Origin of the sequence: Nocardioides flavus (ex Wang et al. 2016) (genome assembly GCF_014653115.1) — a bacterium.
Lineage (GTDB): Bacteria > Actinomycetota > Actinomycetes > Propionibacteriales > Nocardioidaceae > Nocardioides > Nocardioides flavus.
Window position 1 is genome coordinate 35500 of record NZ_BNAD01000005.1, and the last position, 17392, is coordinate 52891.

The 17392-nt window shown below is 73.6% G+C and carries 16 protein-coding genes and 1 pseudogene; 8 read left to right on the top strand and 9 right to left on the bottom strand.

Annotation, left to right across the window (positions count from 1 at the left end):
* Positions 1-2 precede the first annotated feature (2 nt).
* The 4 genes from IE200_RS10625 to IE200_RS10640 are packed head-to-tail and all read left to right on the top strand — an operon-like array spanning position 3 to position 4494.
* Complete coding sequence (locus tag IE200_RS10625; RefSeq protein ID WP_191279457.1) at positions 3-1874, top strand: hydantoinase B/oxoprolinase family protein; 1872 nt, start codon at positions 3-5, stop codon at positions 1872-1874.
* Positions 1871-2488, top strand: coding sequence for an isochorismatase family protein (locus IE200_RS10630; RefSeq protein WP_191279458.1), 618 nt, complete (start codon positions 1871-1873; stop codon positions 2486-2488). Before IE200_RS10625 ends, IE200_RS10630 begins: the two co-directional genes overlap by 4 nt.
* Positions 2485-3396 (top strand): hydroxymethylglutaryl-CoA lyase, encoded by a 912-nt coding sequence (locus tag IE200_RS10635; RefSeq protein ID WP_191279459.1) that lies wholly within the window; start codon positions 2485-2487, stop codon positions 3394-3396. The genes IE200_RS10630 and IE200_RS10635 overlap by 4 nt, the downstream gene beginning before the upstream one ends.
* 9 nt (positions 3397-3405) lie before the next feature.
* A complete protein-coding gene (locus IE200_RS10640; RefSeq protein WP_191279460.1) occupies positions 3406-4494 on the top strand; it encodes a winged helix DNA-binding domain-containing protein in 1089 nt (362 codons plus the stop codon).
* Here the strand turns inward: IE200_RS10640 and IE200_RS10645 are convergent.
* The 3 genes and pseudogenes from IE200_RS10645 to lepA form a co-directional block, all read right to left on the bottom strand.
* Positions 4475-5328, bottom strand: a pseudogene (locus IE200_RS10645) (alpha/beta hydrolase fold domain-containing protein). The gene IE200_RS10640 and the pseudogene IE200_RS10645 sit on opposite strands and share 20 nt — an antisense overlap.
* Before the next feature lie 36 nt (positions 5329-5364).
* On the bottom strand, positions 5365-5805 hold the full coding sequence (locus tag IE200_RS10650; RefSeq protein WP_191279461.1) for a HutD family protein: 441 nt from the start codon (positions 5803-5805) through the stop codon (positions 5365-5367).
* A 4-nt stretch (positions 5806-5809) separates the two neighbouring features.
* Positions 5810-7684 carry a translation elongation factor 4 gene (gene lepA / locus IE200_RS10655; protein ID WP_191279462.1) on the bottom strand — a complete coding sequence of 625 codons (1875 nt, stop codon included), beginning with the start codon at positions 7682-7684 and terminating at the stop codon, positions 5810-5812.
* Between the two features lie 93 nt (positions 7685-7777).
* On the opposite strand from lepA, the gene IE200_RS10660 reads away from it, so the two are divergent.
* Entirely contained in the window at positions 7778-8683 is a 906-nt protein-coding gene (locus IE200_RS10660; RefSeq protein WP_191279463.1) for a DMT family transporter, read from the top strand.
* On the opposite strand, the gene IE200_RS10665 is transcribed toward IE200_RS10660, so the two are convergent.
* From IE200_RS10665 to IE200_RS10675, 3 genes are read right to left on the bottom strand one after another with little or no spacing between them, the layout of a single operon-like run.
* Positions 8684-9214, bottom strand: a complete 531-nt coding sequence (locus IE200_RS10665; protein WP_191279464.1) for a GNAT family N-acetyltransferase — start codon at positions 9212-9214, stop codon at positions 8684-8686.
* Positions 9215-9257: 43 nt separating this feature from the next.
* Complete coding sequence (locus IE200_RS10670; RefSeq protein WP_191279465.1) at positions 9258-10058, bottom strand: maleylpyruvate isomerase family mycothiol-dependent enzyme; 801 nt, start codon at positions 10056-10058, stop codon at positions 9258-9260.
* Positions 10055-10687, bottom strand: a complete 633-nt coding sequence (locus IE200_RS10675) for a TetR/AcrR family transcriptional regulator (protein WP_191279466.1) — start codon at positions 10685-10687, stop codon at positions 10055-10057. The genes IE200_RS10670 and IE200_RS10675 overlap by 4 nt, the downstream gene beginning before the upstream one ends.
* A gap of 105 nt (positions 10688-10792) precedes the next feature.
* On the opposite strand from IE200_RS10675, the gene IE200_RS10680 reads away from it, so the two are divergent.
* From IE200_RS10680 to rpsT, 3 genes are all read left to right on the top strand, one after another.
* Positions 10793-11761 (top strand): phosphotransferase family protein, encoded by a 969-nt coding sequence (locus tag IE200_RS10680; protein ID WP_191279467.1) that lies wholly within the window; start codon positions 10793-10795, stop codon positions 11759-11761.
* On the top strand, positions 11758-12711 hold the full coding sequence (locus IE200_RS10685; protein WP_191279468.1) for a phosphotransferase: 954 nt from the start codon (positions 11758-11760) through the stop codon (positions 12709-12711). Before IE200_RS10680 ends, IE200_RS10685 begins: the two co-directional genes overlap by 4 nt.
* Positions 12712-12872: 161 nt before the next feature.
* On the top strand, positions 12873-13133 hold the full coding sequence (gene rpsT, locus IE200_RS10690) for a 30S ribosomal protein S20 (protein WP_191279469.1): 261 nt from the start codon (positions 12873-12875) through the stop codon (positions 13131-13133).
* Between the two features lie 58 nt (positions 13134-13191).
* Here the strand turns inward: rpsT and holA are convergent, their stop codons facing one another.
* The 3 genes from holA to IE200_RS10705 are packed head-to-tail and all read right to left on the bottom strand — an operon-like array spanning position 13192 to position 17370.
* Positions 13192-14178: a DNA polymerase III subunit delta gene (gene holA / locus IE200_RS10695; protein WP_191279470.1), complete on the bottom strand. Its 987-nt coding sequence runs from the start codon at positions 14176-14178 to the stop codon at positions 13192-13194.
* A 12-nt stretch (positions 14179-14190) separates the two neighbouring features.
* Positions 14191-16458 (bottom strand): ComEC/Rec2 family competence protein, encoded by a 2268-nt coding sequence (locus IE200_RS10700; RefSeq protein ID WP_191279471.1) that lies wholly within the window; start codon positions 16456-16458, stop codon positions 14191-14193.
* A 30-nt stretch (positions 16459-16488) separates the two neighbouring features.
* Entirely contained in the window at positions 16489-17370 is an 882-nt protein-coding gene (locus IE200_RS10705; protein ID WP_191279472.1) for a ComEA family DNA-binding protein, read from the bottom strand.
* Positions 17371-17392 lie beyond the last annotated feature (22 nt).

The window sequence follows — 17392 nt, forward strand, 5'->3', positions numbered from 1 at the left end:
CCATGGCACGCCTGATCGAGACCAACACCTCCCCCATGCAGCAGGTCGACGTCGACCTCGTCACCCTCGACCTCGTCGAGAACGCGCTGCGCAACGCCCGCTACGAGATGGACGAGGTGCTGTTCCGTACGGCACTGTCCCCCGGCATCCGCGAGCAGCACGACGAGTTCCCGCTCATCGCCAACCGCGACGGCAAGATGATGGTCGGCCAGTTCGGGCTCTCCATCCCCGACTTCCTCGACAACTTCGACGGCACCATCGAGGAGGGCGACGTCCTCCTGACGTCCGACCCCTACTCCTGCGGAGCCGCGATCAGCCACGCCAACGACTGGCTGGTCGTCATGCCGATCTTCTTCGACGGCCGCATCGTCGGCTGGGCGTCGATGTTCGGGCACATGTCGGACGTCGGCGGCAAGACCCCGGCGTCGATGCCCACCGACGCGCGCACGATCTTCGAGGAGGGAGTGGTCATCCCGCCGTTCCGCCTCTACAAGAAGGGCGTGCTCGACGAGGACGCGCTGCGCATCATCCTCAACCAGGTGCGCAAGCCCGACTGGAACCGCGCCGACCTCAACGGCATCGTCGCCGCGTGCCGTACGGCCGCCAGGCGCGTGCAGGAGCTGTGCGCCCGGTTCGGGGTCGACACCTACAACTCGGCGCTCGACGCGCTGCTCGACCGCAACTACCGCGCGATGAAGACGCTCCTGGCGATGGTGTTCGAGGAGGGCAAGACCCTGTCCTTCACCGACTACATCTGCGACGACGGCCTCGGCTACGGCCCCTACGAGCTCAAGCTGAGCCTGACCCGCACCGGCGACAAGGTGCTGCTGGACTTCACCGGCAGCAGCCCGCAGGCACAGGGGCCGATCAACTACTACATCAACGAGAACCTCGTGCGGATGTTCTTCGGCATCTACATGATCACCGTCGCCGACCCGCAGATCCTCTGGAACGACGGCTTCTACCCGCTCGTCGACGTGGTGATCCCCGACGACTCCTTCTGGAAGCCGCAGTACCCCGCGGCGCTCAACGCCCGCAACCACGGCATCGGCCGGGTCTTCGACCTCTTCGGCGGGCTGCTCGGCCAGACCAACCCCGACCTGCTCAACGCCGCCGGCTTCTCCTCCTCGCCGCACTTCATGTACTCCGGCACCTACGGCGAGGGCGACCGCAAGGGCGAGTGGTTCCAGCTGTACTCGATCGGGTTCGGCGGCATCCCGGGTCGGCCCATCGGCGACGGGCCGGACGGGCACTCGCTGTGGCCGTCCTTCGTCAACATCCCGTGCGAGTACCTCGAGTCCTACTACCCGCTGCGCATCGAGCGGTGGGAGACGGTGGCCGACACCGGCGGGGCCGGCCTGCACCGCGGCGGCAACGGCGTCGACGTGGCCTACCGGTTCCTCGAGGCCGGCACCATCGCGATCCACGACGACCGGTGGCTGACCTATCCGTGGGGGGTGAACGGCGGCGAGCCCGGCGCCCGCGGACGCAAGTGGCTCGAGCGCGCCGACGGCACCACAGAGGTCCTGGGCAGCAAGGTGCACGACGTGCCGGTGGGCCGGGGCGACCTGCTGCACTTCGTCACGTGGGGCGGGGGTGGGTGGGGCGACCCGCTCGCCCGCGACCCCGAGCTGGTCGGCCTCGAGGTCAGGCGGGGCCTGGTGAGCGCGGAGGGAGCCCGCCGGTACGGGGTGGTGTGCGACGACTCCGGCACCGTCGACGTGTCCGCGACGGAGTCGCTGCGCAGCACGCTGGGCGCCGACCGTCCGCACCCGCTGCCGACCTTCGACATGGGACCGCCCCTGGAGACCATCCTCGAGAACTGCCTGGAGGAGACCGGCCTGCCGGCTCCCCGGGCTCCCATCCCCCGATGACGAGCCACCCCGCCGCCGAGGCGTTCGGCGCCACGCTGACACCGGGGACGCGCCCGACGGTGCTGGCCGTCGACCTGATGCGGGCCTACTTCGACCCGGCGAGCCCCCTGAACCTGCCGGACGACGGGTGCCTGCACAGCGCCGCCCGCGTGCTGGAGGCGGCCCGCGCGCACGACGTGCCCGTCGTGCACACGCGGGTCTCCTACGGTCCGGGCGGCCTCGACGGCGGGGTCTTCTTCCGCAAGGTGCCGGCCCTGGCGCAGCTGGTCGGCGACTCGCCGATGGGAGAGCTGATGCCCGAGGTGGCCCCGCGCGGCGACGAGGTGGTGGTCGTCAAGCAGTACGCGAGCGCGTTCTTCGGCACCACGCTGGCCACGACCCTGCACGCGCGCGGCATCGACACGGTCGTCGTGGTGGGGGTGAGCACCAGCGGCTGCATCCGTGCCACCGTCGTGGACGCCATCCAGCACGGGTTCGTCCCGCTGGTGGTCGAGGACGCCGTCGGCGACCGTGCGCCGGAGCCGCACTGGGCCAACCTGCACGACCTGCGCACGAAGTACGCCGAGGTCGTCGACGAGCCCACCGCCATCACCTACCTCGAGGGGACCTCATGATCTCGGCGAGCCGGACGGTCGAGATCGTGGAGATGGCTCCGCGCGACGGCCTGCAGAACGAGGCGACCCTGCTCCCGACGGCCGACAAGGTCGAGCTGGTCGAGCGCGCCATCGCCGCAGGGGCTCGACGCATCGAGGCCACCAGCTTCGTCAACCCCGCACGGGTGCCGCAGATGGCCGACGCAGACGACGTGATGGCCGCACTGCCCCGCCCCGACGGAGTGCGCTACGCCGGGCTGGTGATGAACGAGCGCGGCCTCGACCGGGCGCTGGCAGGCGGTGTCGACGAGGTCGACGTCGTGGTCGTGGCGACCGACACCTTCTGCCGGCGCAACCAGGGGGTGTCGACCGCGGAGGCCGCGACCCTCGCTGCCACGCTGGTCGAGCGGGCTCGTGCCGCGGGGGTGTTCAGCACGGTCACCGTGGCTGCGGCCTTCGGCTGCCCCTTCGAGGGAGAGGTGTCGGAGCAGCGGCTGCGCGAGGTGCTGGGCCGCGTCGCGGACGCCGGGCCCGACGAGGTCTCCCTCGCCGACACCATAGGGGTCGCCGTGCCGCCCCAGGTCACGGCGCGCGTGCGGATCGCGGCCGAGGTCGTCCCCGCCGGAACGCCGCTGCGCCTGCACCTGCACGACACCCGCCACACCGGCGTCGCCAACGCCGTCGCGGGACTCGAGGCGGGGGTCCGCGCCCTCGACGCGAGCATCGGCGGTGCCGGCGGCTGCCCGTTCGCGCCCAACGCGACCGGCAACGTGGCGACCGAGGACCTCGTCTACCTCTTCGACCGGATGGGGGTGGCGACCGGCCTCGACCTGGCCGCCACCACCGCGACGACCACCTGGCTCGAGGAACGGCTCGGCAAGCAGCTGCCCGGGGCGCTCCTGCGGGCCGGGGGGTTCCCCGCGACCTAGGCTCCAGGCATGCTCACCTGGGACGACCTGGCGGCCGCTTCACTGGCCCGCCAGTTCCCCGAGGACCCGGGCACGGTGGCCGAGCGGGTCCACGCGATCGGCGACATGCAGACGCAGACCGCGCGCTCCGCCTTCGTCGGTCTCGCCGCGCGGTTCCCCGGCACCACCCACGCCGAGGTCAGCGAGGCGTACGGGTCCGGGACGATCGTGCGGGGCAGCACGATCCGCGGGACGGTCCACACCGCCAGCCCCCGGGCCTACACCGTGCTCGCGGAAGCCACCCGCATCGGGCAGCACCCCCGTTGGGCGCGGATGCTCGGCCTCGCCGAGGGCCAGCTCGCGGCGCTGTGGACCTCCGTCGAGGAGTTCGCGCGCGAGTGGCGCACGCCCGAGGAGCTGCGCGCCCACGTCGACGACTGGCTGCGCCGTCACGCCGCGGGCTCGCTGGAGGCAGCCGCGACCGGGCCGGGGCGCTACCTCGGATTCGCCCACGGCGGCCTCGTGCGGCGACCGGCATCGGGCGACAGGTGGGAGGGTCAGGGCAAGCCGGTCTACGCGACCTTCGAGCGGACCGGAGCGGCCACGGTCGCCGACGTCGTCCGCCTGCACCTCGCCGCCCACGGCCCGTCCTCGCGACACGACGTCGCGTGGTGGTCGGGCATGTCGTTGCGCGCCGTCGAGGAGGGTCTCGCCGGCCTGACCGTGGTCGAGGAGGAGGGCCCGGACGGTCGGACGTACGTGGACCTCCCGGACGCACCGCCACCGAGGGACCTGCCGGGCGTCCGCCTCCTGCCGGAGTTCGACGCCCTGCTGTGCGGCTACGACTCGAGGGTCCGCGACCGGTTCGTCACGCCCGAGCACCACCGACGCCTGTGGAACGACGCCAACGGGATGCTGCTGCCGCCGCTGCTGGTCGACGGCCGGGTCACCGGCTTCTGGCGAGCCGCGGGCACGGCGCGTCGACGGCCGCTGGAGGTGGCCTGGTTCGCCCGCACCCGGAGGCCGCGCACGGGCGAGCTCGACCAGGCGGTCGCCGCGCTCGAGGCGGCGCTCGCCATCACGGTCACGCAGGTCTCGCTCAGTCGCGAGCAGGTGTAGCGGCGCGGATCTCCTCGGCCACCATGGCCATCGTGGTCCGCGCCCGCACCGGGTCCTCGGTGAGGAAGTAGTGGTCGACGTCGGGGGTCACGTCGTGCACCACCCGTACGCCCGCGGCCCGCAGCCGGTGGGCGTACGCATCGCCCTCCGCGCGCAGCACGTCGCGCTCGGCCGTCAGCACGACGGCGGGCGGGAGCCCGCGCAGGTCCTCGGCCAGCAACGGGGAGGCGTACGGCTCGCGTCGGGTCGCCGGGTCGGGGAAGTAGGCGCGCCGGACCAGCCGTCGCAGCTCGGGCGTGACCATCCCCGGGTCGCTGTCGCGGGGTTCGGCCGACAGGTCCAGTGCCGGGACGCCCAGCACCTGCAGCGTCGGGGCGAAGGAGCCCGAGTCGCGTGCCTGGAGCGCGACCGAGGCGGCGAGGCCCCGCCCGAGCTGAAGCCGCCGACGGACACCGGCGTGCCGTCCGCCGCGAGGTGGGCGGCGACGTCGTGGGCCTGGTGCTGCGCCACCGGGTACGCCACCCGCGGGGCGACCTCGAAGTCGACGTTGGCGACCACCACGCCGGCGGACGCCGCGACGTAGCGGCACCACCAGTCGTCCATCCCGGGGTGCCGCATCAGGAAGGCGCCGCCGTGCAGGTGCACGTGGACCGGGAGCGGTCCCGGGCCGGGTCGGTAGAGGAGCACCGGGACGCGCCCGTGGCGCGTCGCCACGCGGACCCGGGTCGGGCGCGGCAGGTCGCCGCCGGCGAACCGCAGGCCCTCGCCGTAGGACACGGTGAACCGGGCGCCGGCGCGGATCAGCTCGACGCGGACCCGGTCGGCGAGGAGCATGCCCGTCCTTCGCCGCGGCGAGCGGGCCCGGATTGGTCAGCGGCGCTCGAGCGTGACCACGGCGACCGTGCACCGACCGACGACCTCGCCCGGCCCGGTGACCAGTTCTCCCTGTCCCGCGCCCGTGACGACGTACGCCCGCTGGTCCACTGCGAGCGGCAGCGTGGAGCCCCGGCCGAGCTCGAGGACGGTGACCACCGGGGCCGTCCGATCCGCGTCGGCGGTGACGACCAGCACCCGTACGTCCCCGTCCAGGGGGGTCGCCGTCACCTCGATCCCGCCCGCGAGCGGGAACGGCCGCGACGGCTCCAGGACGTGGGTCGAGCCGCCGGACTCCACCTGGAGGACCGGGCCGCCGACCACCGTCAGCAGGCGCTCCTGACCGGGCGTCGGGGCCAGCACCCGCCCCGCCTCGACCTCGAGCAGGTCGAGGCGCCAGCGCCCGTCGTCGGCGCGAGCCAGCTCGCGGTCACCCACGGGACTACTTCTTGCCGGACTTCTCCGCCGGCTGCGTGGTCGACAGCGCGGCGACGAAGGCCTCGGGCGGCACCTCGACGGAGCCGATGTTCTTCATCCGCTTCTTGCCGGCCTTCTGCTTCTCCAGCAGCTTGCGCTTGCGGCTGATGTCGCCGCCGTAGCACTTGGCGAGCACGTCCTTGCGGATCGCGCGGATCGTCTCGCGGGCGATCACCCGGGCGCCGATGGCGGCCTGGATCGGCACCTCGAACTGCTGGCGCGGGATGAGGTCCTTGAGCTTGCCGGCCATCATCACGCCGTAGGAGTAGGCGGCCTCGCGGTGCACGATCGCGCTGAACGCGTCGACCGGCTCGCCCTGCAGCAGGATGTCGACCTTGACCAGGTCGGCGGCCTGCTCGCCGGAGCGCTCGTAGTCGAGCGAGGCGTAGCCCTTGGTGCGCGACTTGAGCTGGTCGAAGAAGTCGAAGACGATCTCGCCCATCGGCAGCGTGTAGCGCATCTCGACGCGGTCCTCGGAGAGGTAGTCCATCCCCTGCAGGCTGCCGCGCTTGAGCTGGCAGAGCTCCATGATCGTGCCGATGTAGTCGGACGGGGCGAGGATCGTCGCCCTGACCACCGGCTCGCGCACCTCGGCGACCTTGCCGTCGGGGTACTCGCTGGGGTTGGTCACCTCGTGCTCGGTGCCGTCGTCCATGACGACCTGGTAGACCACGTTGGGGGCGGTCGAGATCAGGTCGAGGTTGAACTCGCGCTCGAGCCGGTCGCGGGTGATCTCCATGTGAAGCAGTCCGAGGAAGCCGCATCGGAAGCCGAACCCGAGCGCGCCGGAGGTCTCGGGCTCGTAGGTCAGCGCGGCGTCGTTGAGCTGGAGCTTCTCCAGCGCGTCGCGCAGCGTCGGGTAGTCGTCGCCGTCGATCGGGTAGAGACCGGCGTAGACCATCGGGTTGGGGTGCTTGTAGCCGCCGAGCGACTCGGTGGCCCCGTGGTGCTGGGAGGTGACGGTGTCGCCGACGCGCGACTGGCGCACGTCCTTCACTCCGGTGATGAGGTAGCCGACCTCACCGACGCCGATCTCACGCGACTTCACCGGCTCGGGGCTGATCACGCCGACTTCGAGCATCTCGTGCACGGCGTTGGTCGACATCATCTTGATCCGGTCGCGGTGGCTGAGCTTGCCGTCGACGACCCGGACGTAGGTGACCACGCCGCGGTAGGTGTCGTAGACGGAGTCGAAGATCAGCGCGCGGGCCGGGGCGTCAGCGTCGCCGACCGGCGGCGGGGTCTGCTTGACGATCTCGTTGAGCAGCGCCTCGACCCCGACGCCGGTCTTGGCGCTCGTGAGCAGCACCTCCTCGGGCTCGCAGCCGACGAGGCCGGCGAGCTCCGCGGCGTACTTCTCCACGTTGGCGCTGGGGAGGTCGATCTTGTTGAGCACCGGGATGATGTGGAGGTCGGCGCCCATCGCGAGGTAGAGGTTGGCCAGCGTCTGCGCCTCGATGCCCTGCGCGGCGTCGACGAGCAGGATCGCGGCCTCGCAGGCCTCGAGGCTGCGGGAGACCTCGTAGGTGAAGTCGACGTGACCCGGGGTGTCGATCATGTTGAGGACGTAGGTGCCGGGCTCGGCGCCCTCGGCGTTGCCGGCCGGGACGGTCCACGGCATCCGCACCGCTTGGCTCTTGATCGTGATGCCGCGCTCGCGCTCGATGTCCATCCGGTCGAGGTACTGCGCGCGCGAGGCCCGCTCGTCGACGACCCCGGTGAGCTGCAGCATCCGGTCGGCCAGGGTCGACTTCCCGTGGTCGATGTGCGCGATGATGCAGAAGTTGCGGATGATCGACGGGTCGGTCGAGCCAGGCTGGGGCGCGTTCTTGAGGCTCACGGACTGCTTTCGGGAGTACGACGACGGGGTCGGGTCATTCTTCCACGCGGTGCGTGCCGTGCCGAACCGACGACGGTCGTTAGCGTGAGGCGGGTGACCCGGCACTCGCGAGCAGCACACCTGCCCCTCGTCCCGGCGGTCGCCTTCGTCCTCGTGTGGTCCTCCGGCTACATCTCCGGGCCGGCCGCCGTGCAGGCCGCCGCCCCCTTCACCGTGCTCGCCTGGCGCTTCGTGCTCGCGGCCGTGCTCGCCGTCGGCATCTCGCTGGCGCTGCGCCGCCCCACGCGGATGGACCGCGCCACCCTCGGCCGCGTCGCCGCGGTCGGCCTGGTGATGAACGCCGTGCAGTTCGGCCTGATGTACGTCGCGTTCGACCTCGGCCTCGGGGCCACCCTGGCCTCGCTGTTCCACGCGCTCAGCCCGGTGCTGACCGCCCTCCTGGCGGCCGCGATCCTCGGCGAGCGCGTCTCGGGCCTCCAGGTCGGCGGCTTCGTCGTCGGCGTGGTCGGTGTGCTCCTCGTGCTCGGCGGCGACCTGGGCCGCGCCGGCGGCCCGGCCGCGGTCCTCATCGGCTGCCTGAGCATGCTCACCCTCAGCCTCGGCACCCTGGGCCAGCGGTGGATCGGCGCGCAGCCGGACCTGCTCTGGTCGGCCGCCGTGCAGTTCGCCGTCTCGGCTCCTCCGCTGCTCCTCCTGGGGTGGGCAACCGAGGGCGCCTGGCCCGTCACGGACGCCCGCCAGGCGCTGGTCGCCGTGCTCTTCCTGGCGATCGTCAACTCGATCGTCGGGCTCGTCCTGCTCTCGCTGCTGGTCCTGCGCGGCGGGTCGGGGGCGGCGGCGAGCCTGTTCTTCCTCAGTCCGCCGGTGACCGCGGTGCTCGCCTGGGTGGTGCTCGACGAGACGCTGTCCGCGCTGCAGCTGGTCGGGCTGCTGGTCGCGGTCGTCGGCGTCGGCGCCGCGACCCGGACCCGGACGACCGTCGTCCCGCCCCCGGGATGACTACGGCGTCGTCGGCACCCAGTAGCGCCGCTTCGCCCGGCGCACGTCCTCCAGCACGCCGCCGGCGGACTCGATGACCCGGATCGAGCCGACGTTGTCGTCGTCGCAGGTGACCAGCGCGGAGTCGATGCCGAGGTCGCGCGCCCACGGCAGCGCCTCGCGCAGCATGGCCGTGGCGTGGCCCTCGCGGCGGCGCGTCGGGCGTACGTCGTAGCCGACGTGGCCGCCGACGTCGAGGAGGAACTCGTTGAGCCGGTGCCGGATCGCGAGCCGGCCGAGGTAGTCCTCGCCCTCCACCCACCACAGGGTCGTGCACGGCACGTGCCGCTCCGGCCGGGGCGTGTCGTCCAGCGCGTCCGCCCGCACGGCTGCGACGAACTCCTCGAACACCGTCGGGTCCTTCCATGCCGGGGCCCGGTGCTCGATCCACGCCGCCGTCTGGGTGTTGTCCGCCCCCTCGGCGACGAACTCGTCCATCGCCTCCAGGAAGGACTCGCGGACGGAGGTGGTCGGCAGGACGAGCTCGGGCATGGCGGCAGTCTCCCCGGTGGTCTCCCCTCCTCTCCACCCGATATCAGAAGACGACGCGCGCGGCCCGGAGCCCGTCGGCGACGGCCGGGTCACCGTCGCTCGCCAGCACGCACTCGTCCGAGCGGCCCGACAGCAGGCGCATGAACGCCACCGCGTCCTCGGTGACCACAGCGGCCGGCTCGCCCTCGCCGATGCTCCAGCGTCCGCCGCCGCGACCGGTCAGCTCCAGCATTAGCGCCGGCCCCGACCAGGCCAGGTCGAGGTCGCGGACCACCTGGGCGACGACCTCTGCCTCCGCGTCCGTCACCGGCATGTCGAGCCCGGTCGCACGGTGGAGGTCGACCCGGTGCAGCCACACGTCGCGGACGTAGACCACGTCGAGGAGGTAGGCCAGGCGGGCCCCGTCGGGCAGCCCGGCGAAGGACGGCAGGGGCACCCGCCGCAGCACGCCGGGCTGGCGGCGGCGGGCGTCCGGCGCGGCGAGCGCCCACCGCCGGAGGTCGGCGGCGAGGGCGGCGTCCGACAGGCCGGCACGGTCGGCGATCTGCGCCACGCACAGCAGGTCGACCAGCTCGCCGTCCCCGCGGCGTAGGCCCCGCAGCGCACCGACCGCGTGCCGGAGCTGCACGCGGAGGCGGCACGCCTCCTCCGCCGCCCCGGCCAGGTGCGCGACCATGTCGCGCACCCGCCAGTCCGTGCAGTCGGTGGGCAGGCTCCAGTGCTGGGCCGAGAACGCCTCGACCATCTCCACCAGGGCGGCGTACTCCGCGGCGGCGTGGTCCCGGCCCTCGTCGGGCGAGGGCTGGGGCAGGGCGGCGGCGCGGGGTGCGGTGGTGATGGTCATCGGTGGCTCCGGGGATCCTGGTGGGGCGAGTAGTGGTCGGTGAACATCCGTACGAGTGCCGCACGGTGGCGCGAGGCACGGCCGCGCTCGAGGGGCACGCCGGGCTCGTTGGACAGCTGCTGGGAGATCACCCCGGTGGTGAGTGCTGCCCACACCTGCACCAGCTCCTCGACCTCATGGCGCGCATCGACGAGCCCGAGCTCCCGGGCCCGGGCGAAGGCCGTGGCGGCCTGCGCCATCGCGGCCTCCGCGGGCTCGAACGCGGACGCGGACGGACGCCACCTCGCGATCGGGCGCCAGAACATCAGCTGCGCCTCCGCCGGGTGGTCGAGCGCCCAGCCCACCGCGACGTCCATCGCCTCGGCAAGCAGCCCGTGCAGGTCGGTCTGCTCGTCGGGGAGGAGGTGGGCCGTGCTGGCGCCGAAGGCCTGCCAACCGCGACGGAAGAGCTCGTCGCACAGGTCAGCACGACCCTCGAAGTACTCGTACAGCGACGGCGGGCGCATGCCCACGCGACGCGCGACCTCGCCGAGGGTGAGGGCGGCCGCACCCTCCTCGGCGATCACGGCGCGGGCGGCGTCGACGATCGCCTCCGTCGTGCGCGCTCGTCGCTCCGCCACCGTGCCCATGGCACGACAATTCTCCTAACACCATTAGGAGTCAAGGGACGCCGCAGCTGGTGCAGACCGGCAAACGAGTCGTCTCCCGGGCAGACCTGGGGAAGGATGCCGCCCATGACCCGCTCGTCCCACACTCCCCTCGCGCCCTACCCCGCCCCGCACGGCAGGACCGCCCGGCGCCTGGAGTGGGCGTTCCTCCCGCCGAACCTGCGCGCCTGGATCGAGCGCAAGTGCGGCTCCCCCGTCGTCTCGGCCACCTCCCAGACCGGCGGTTTCACCCCGGGATTCGCGTCGGTGCTGCTCTGCGAGGACGGCACGCGCCACTTCGTGAAGGCCGCCTCGGTCAAGGCGCAGCGGGTCTTCGCCGACTCCTACCGCGAGGAGGCCCGCAAGCTCGCCGCCCTGCCGTCCGCCGTGCCCGCGCCGAGGCTGCTGTGGCACCTCGACGACGACTGGGTCGTGCTCGGGATCGAGCACGTCGCGGCCCGCGCGCCGCACCGGCCCTGGGTGCGCGAGGACCTCGACGCCGTCCTCGACTCGCTGGAGGAGGTGGCCGACACGCTCACGCCGCCGCCGGACGGTCTCGCGCTCGACTCCGCCGTCGACGACTTCGCGCCCCTGCTGGAGGGGTGGGCCGACGTGCGCGCGCGGCGTAGGGACCTCGCCCCGGCCCACCTGGAGGAGGCCGAGGCACTCGCCCGGCGCTACGCCGAGGTGGTCGGGGGCGACACCCTGGTCCACACCGACATCCGCTCCGACAACGTGCTCATCGACCCCGACGGGCGCGCGCTGGTCTGCGACTGGAACTGGCCCGTGCGCGGGGCCGCCTGGTTCGACTCCTTCGCCGCGCTGATCGGACCGCGCGGCGAGGGCCTCGACGTCGACGCCGTGATCGCCGAGCGCCGGCTGCTGCGCGACGTCGACCCCGAGGCGTACGACATCAACCTCGCCCTCTACGTCGGCTACTTCTTCACCCAGGCCGTGCTGCCCGTGCCCCCGACCTCGCCGCACATCCGCGACCACCAGCGCTGGCAGGGCGAGGTGTGCTGGGACTGGCTCGCAGAGCGCCGGGGCTGGTCGTGACCGCGCCGCGCGCCGTGGGCGTACGCCTGCCGTACGCCCGGGTGCCCGTCGCCGTCCGGGAGTGGGTGGAGGCCGAGCTCGGCTCCCCGGTCGTCGCCACCGCGGAGCAGGCGGGCGGCATGTCGCCGGGCTGCGCCACCCGCCTGACCTGCGCCGACGGCACCCGCGCGTTCGTCAAGGCGGTCGGTGCCGAGCTGAACCCGGACACCCCGACGCTGTTCCGCAGGGAGGCCACCGTGCTGACGCACCTCGGCGGCCACGAGCTGTGGGCCCGCCTCCTGGCCGCCTACGACGACGGCGAATGGGTCGCGCTGCTGATCGAGGACGTCGAGGGACGCCACCCCGACGTCGCCCGGCCCGAGGAGCTCGACGCGGTCCTCGACGGGGCGGACCGGCTGTCGGAAGTGCTGCAGGAGCGGGTCATGCCCGCCTCCGTCGCCCTGGTCGAGCTCTCGGAGCGCTTCCGCCTGTGGGCCGACACCCTCGCCACACTGCCGCAGGCTCCCCCGACGACACCGGTGCCGGCGTGGGTGCACGCCCTGGCCCCGGAGTGGGCCGCACGGCTGCGCGACCTCGCCGAGCAGCCCGACTCGCACGTCGCCCACTGGGACATCCGCGTCGACAACCTGCTGCGGCGCCCGAGCGGCGAGGTGGTCTTCGTCGACTGGGGGATGGCCGCGCGGGGCCCGGTCTGGGCGGACCCCCTGCTCGCCCGGCTCGAGCGGGTCGAGGACCCGTGGTTCGACATCTCGATCGGCCGCTCCCCCGCCCTGTCGGAGGCCGGCGACGAGGTCGTCACCGCCTTCCTGGCGGGGTTCGGCACGCACCTCGCCGTACGCTCCGTGGTCGCTGTCGACGTGAACCTGCCGACGCTCAACGATTTCCGTCAGCGCGAGTCGCGGCGCATGCTGGGGGCCGTCGCCAGGCGCGCGGGCCTGACCTCGGCCTGAGCGATTTGGGCGCGCGCGAGGCGTGCCGGTAGAGTTCATCCCTGCGTGTCCGGCACCCGACCCTCCCCGTGCCCATGGGAGGGGTTGCCAGGCAGCCGACAAGCACCAGACTTTCCCATTCCGGTTCAAGCCGTCCCGGTCGAGCACTCAAGGATCCACACGTGGCGAACATCAAGTCCCAGATCAAGCGCAACAAGCAGAACGAGAAGGCGCGCCAGCGCAACCAGGCCGTCAAGTCGCGCCTGAAGACCGCTGTGCGCAAGTTCCGCGAGCTCTCCGAGGCCGGCGACAAGGACGGCGCCGTGGCCGCCGGTCGCGACGCCATGAAGGCGCTGGACAAGGCCGCCTCCAAGGGCGTCATCCACGCCAACCAGGCTGCGAACCGCAAGTCGTCGATCGCCAAGAAGGCCGCGTCGCTCTGACCCCGGCCCTCCCGCTGAGCACCCGCCCTCGTGGCGGGTGTTCTGCATTTCGGGGGGCTCAGCGAGCCTCGCGCAGCTCCGCGACGGTCAGCACGAGGCGCTCGAGCGTGTAGGACGCGTCGTGCGCCCGGCCCTTGATGTCGGCGTCGGCGAGCGCCACCGCACGGACCGCGGCGGCGATGCCCTCGGGGTTCCACGAGCGGGACTGGTCGCGGACGGTGCGCACCTTCCACGGCGGCACCCCGAGGTCGCGCGCGAGGTCGGCGTCGCGGGCCCCGCGCGGGGCACCGAGGTAGCGGGCCAGGCTGCGGGCCGAGGCCGCCATGGCCGAGGTGACGAGCACCGGTGAGGTGCCGGAGTCGAGTGCCCAGCGCAGCTCCTCCAGCGCGACCGCCCGCCGGCCGGCGAAGGCGGCGTCGGCGACGGTGAAGGACTTGGCCTCCGCCCGGCCGCCGAAGTAGCGCTGGACCTTGTCGACGGTGAGGTGCTCACCGTGGAAGTCGTTGGTGAGCTGGTCTGCGGCGGCGGCCAGCGAGCGCAGGTCCGTGCCGACTGCCTGGACGAGGAACGCGGCTGCGTCGGAGTCGATCCGGGCGCCGTGCGAGGCGACCTCGGAGGTCACGAACGACGGCATCTCGCTCGCCCTGACCTCCTCCGACTTCACCTCCGTCACCGCGGGCAGCTTGCGCAGCTTGGTCAGGACACCGCTGCCCTTCTGCCCGCCGGAGTGCACGAGCACGAGCGCGACGTCGTCCGCCGGGGCCGCGCAGTAGGCGAGCAGCCCGTCGACGGACTCGTCCGGCAGGTCCTCCAGCCCCCGCACGACCACGCACCGGATCGAGGAGAACAACGAGGGCGCGGACATCTCGCCGAGCGAGGCCAGCGTGAGCTCGGAGGCCATCGACTCGGCCATCTCCGACTCCGCGTCGTGGGCACGGACGGCGTCGCGGACGGAGGCGACCGTGCGGGCGGAGAGGTACTCCTCCTTGCCCGTCACGAGGACGACGTGGCCGAGGACCTGCGCGGCGGAGGGGGTGCGTGCCATGGTGCCCTCACCCTATCCACCGGTGGCGACACCGACCTCGCCGTCGGCGACCACCACGACCACGTCACCGGAGAGGTCCGTGCGCCACACCTGCGCACCCACCGCGGACAGCGCCGCCAGCAGGTCGGGGGCGGGGTGGCCGTAGTCGTTGTCGGCCCCGACCGAGACGAGCGCCAGCCGTGACCCGAGCGACGCCAGCCAGTCCAGGTCCTGGTGGCGGCTACCGTGGTGCGGCACCTTGAGCACGTCGACGCGGAGCCCCGCGACGTCGCGCGCCAGGGCAGCCTGTGCGGAGGGCTCGACGTCCCCGGTCAGCAGGATCCGTGTTCCCGCGACCTCGGCGAGCAGCACCACGCTGGCGTTGTTGGGTGCGCTCTCCCCCGGGTCGCCCGCCGCGGCGCCCGGGCGCGGCCACAGCGCCTGGAGCGTCACCTCGCCCACCCGGCGCGTGAGCCCGTGGCTGGCGGGCTCGGGCGCGCGCCCCGCCGCGGCCTCGACGTCGCGCACACCACCGGCCGGCTCGAGCAGCCCGGTCGCCTCGAGGACGCCGACCTCGCGGCCGTCGACGACTCCCGCAAGCCCGCCGACGTGGTCGGCGTGGAAGTGGGTCAGCACGACCAGCGGCACGTGGGTCACCTCGAGCCGGTCGAGGCAGGCGTCCATCGCCGCGGGGTCGGGTCCCGCGTCGACGACGACCGCCGACCGGGACCCGGCGCGCAGGACCAGCCCGTCGCCCTGCCCCACGTCGCACATCGCCATCACCCACCCCGCGGGCGGCCACCCCGGCGTCGGCGGGCGCACCAGCATCACCACCACGAGCACACCGGTGCAGGCGAGCGCGGGACCGGGCCGGCCGAGCAGGCGCGGGGCGAGCGGCACCGACAGAAGGCAGAGCGCGGTGAGCACGACCAGCGACATCGGCCCGGTGCCCCAGTCGACCGCGGCTGTCGGCACCGACGCACCCCAGCGGGCCACCGCGATGATCCAGCCCGCCGACCACGCGGCGGGGGCGGCCACCACGACCCCGACCGGCCCCCACAGCAGCCCGAGGAGGCCACCGGCGAGACCGAGCACCGTCGCCGGCGCGACGGCCGGCGCCGCCAGCAGGTTGGCGCCGACCGCGACGAGGCTGACCTGGCCGGACAGCGCCGCGACCACCGGCGTGCAGGCCACCTGCGCGGCCAGCGGCACCGACACCGCCTCGGCCACCCAGCGCGGCGTCCACCGCATGAGGGCGTCGCGCCACACCGGCGCGAGAAGCAGGATGCCGGCCGTCGCGAGCACCGACAGCGCGAAGCCCGCCGTCACCGCCAGCTGGGGCCGGAACAGCAGCAGGGCCAGGACGGCGACCCCGAGGCCCCGGACGCCGCGCGAGCGTCCGTTGCGCCCCATGCCCACGAGGGCCACCGCCCCCATCGCGGCGGCGCGAACGACGCTGGGCTCGGTGCGCGCGGTCAGCACGAACCCGACGATTCCGACCACGCCGATCGCGTAGAGCCACGGTCCGCGCACCCCGGCCCACCTGGCGAGGACCAGCAGGAACCCGACCACGAGGGTGAGGTTGGTGCCGCTCACGGCCAGCAGGTGGGTCAGTCCCGTCGTACGGAAGTCGTCGGCGAGGCCGGCGTCCAGCCCGCCGTCGTCCCCGACCACCAGCGCAGGCACGAGCTCGCGCGCGTCCTCGTCGCGGCCGGAGACGGCCTCCCGCACCGCCCGGCGTACGGCCGCTGCCGCGTCCCACCAGACGTCGGGAGGCGAGACCACCCGCGGGGCACCCGTCGGCCGGACCAGGGCGGCCACGTCGTCCTCCCCCGGCGCCAGCCGGGCGGTCGTCTCGAGCGTGGTGCCCAGCTGCTGGCGCGGCCAGCCGGCGTCGGCCATCACCACGACCGGGGCGGTCAGGCGCCACACGGTCCCCCGCCCCTCGAGCCGGGTCACGTCGGCGCGCAGGACCTGGAGATCGCCGAAGCGACCGATCACGACCCGCACATCGGACGTCACCTCGAGCCGCACCGTCGCCACTGCGCGCTCCTCGGCGAGCCCGGCGAGGGGTGACGTCGTGACCAGGACCTGGTGCAGTGCCGCGACACCGGCGACGGCCACGAGGGCGGCGAGGGGCGCCAGCCACCCCGCCGACCACCGCCGACGCCGGACGCCGGCGACGACGAGCACGACGAGACCGCAGGTGGCGCCCAGCGCCACGGCACCGGGGAGCAGCAGGACCAGCAGCGCACCGGTCCACGCCCCGGCTCCGAGGGCTATCGCGCGCAGGTCGGGCACGGGGCGCGGTCGGTCGCTGGCGAGTCGCGGTCAGAGGGTGACGTGCGGCGCCAGGTCGGCCAGCGTCGCCTCGCCGATGCCGTCGACCTCCAGCAGCTCGTCCACGGAGGTGAAGGCGCCGTTGGCATCGCGCCAGCTGAGGATGGCTTCGGCGGTCACCGGTCCGACTCCCGGCAGCGTGTCGAGCGCTGCCTGGTCGGCGGTGTTGAGGTTGACCAGGGCTCCGCCCGCCCCGTCGACCTGCCCGCCGCCGGGAACCGTCGAGCCGAGCGTGCCCGCCACGCCGCCGGCGGGCTCCACGCCGACGAGGATCTGCTCCCCGTCGACGACCGGCCGCGCGAGGTTGAGCGACGTCAGGTCCACCCCGCGCCGCGGGCCGCCCGCCGCCTCGATCGCGTCGACCACGCGGGAGCCGGGAGGCAGCACGGCGATGCCCGGGCGACGCACCTTGCCGGCGACGTCGACGACCAGCTCCTCGGCCGGGACGGCAGCGTCCGTGCCTTCCTCGACCGGGGAGCCGGTCCCGGCGCCGACCGGGGTGAGCGGTGAGGGCGAGGCGCCCGGTGGGGCTGGCGGAGCGACCGGCACCACCTCGGCCTGGTCGCGCACCGCCCACCACGCCGCGAGCCCGACAGCAAGGGCGGCCACGCAGCACACGACCGCGAGGTGTGCCGGGCCGAGCTGCAGCCCGCCGATGCGCAGCCGGCGGGCCGCGTGTCGTCCCGGCACCGGCAGCACCACCGGAGCGGGCACGACGTCGGGGCGCTCGCGGACCCGGGTGTGGGTGGCACCGGACGTAGTCCCGCCCTCGCCATCCCCCTCCCTGCGGACTGCGGCGAGCTCGGCGCTCAGCGTCGCCAGCCGGCGTGAGACCGCCTCGGCGTGCTCGGAGGACGACTGGGATCGGCGCATGCCTCCACGCTAGGAAGGCCGG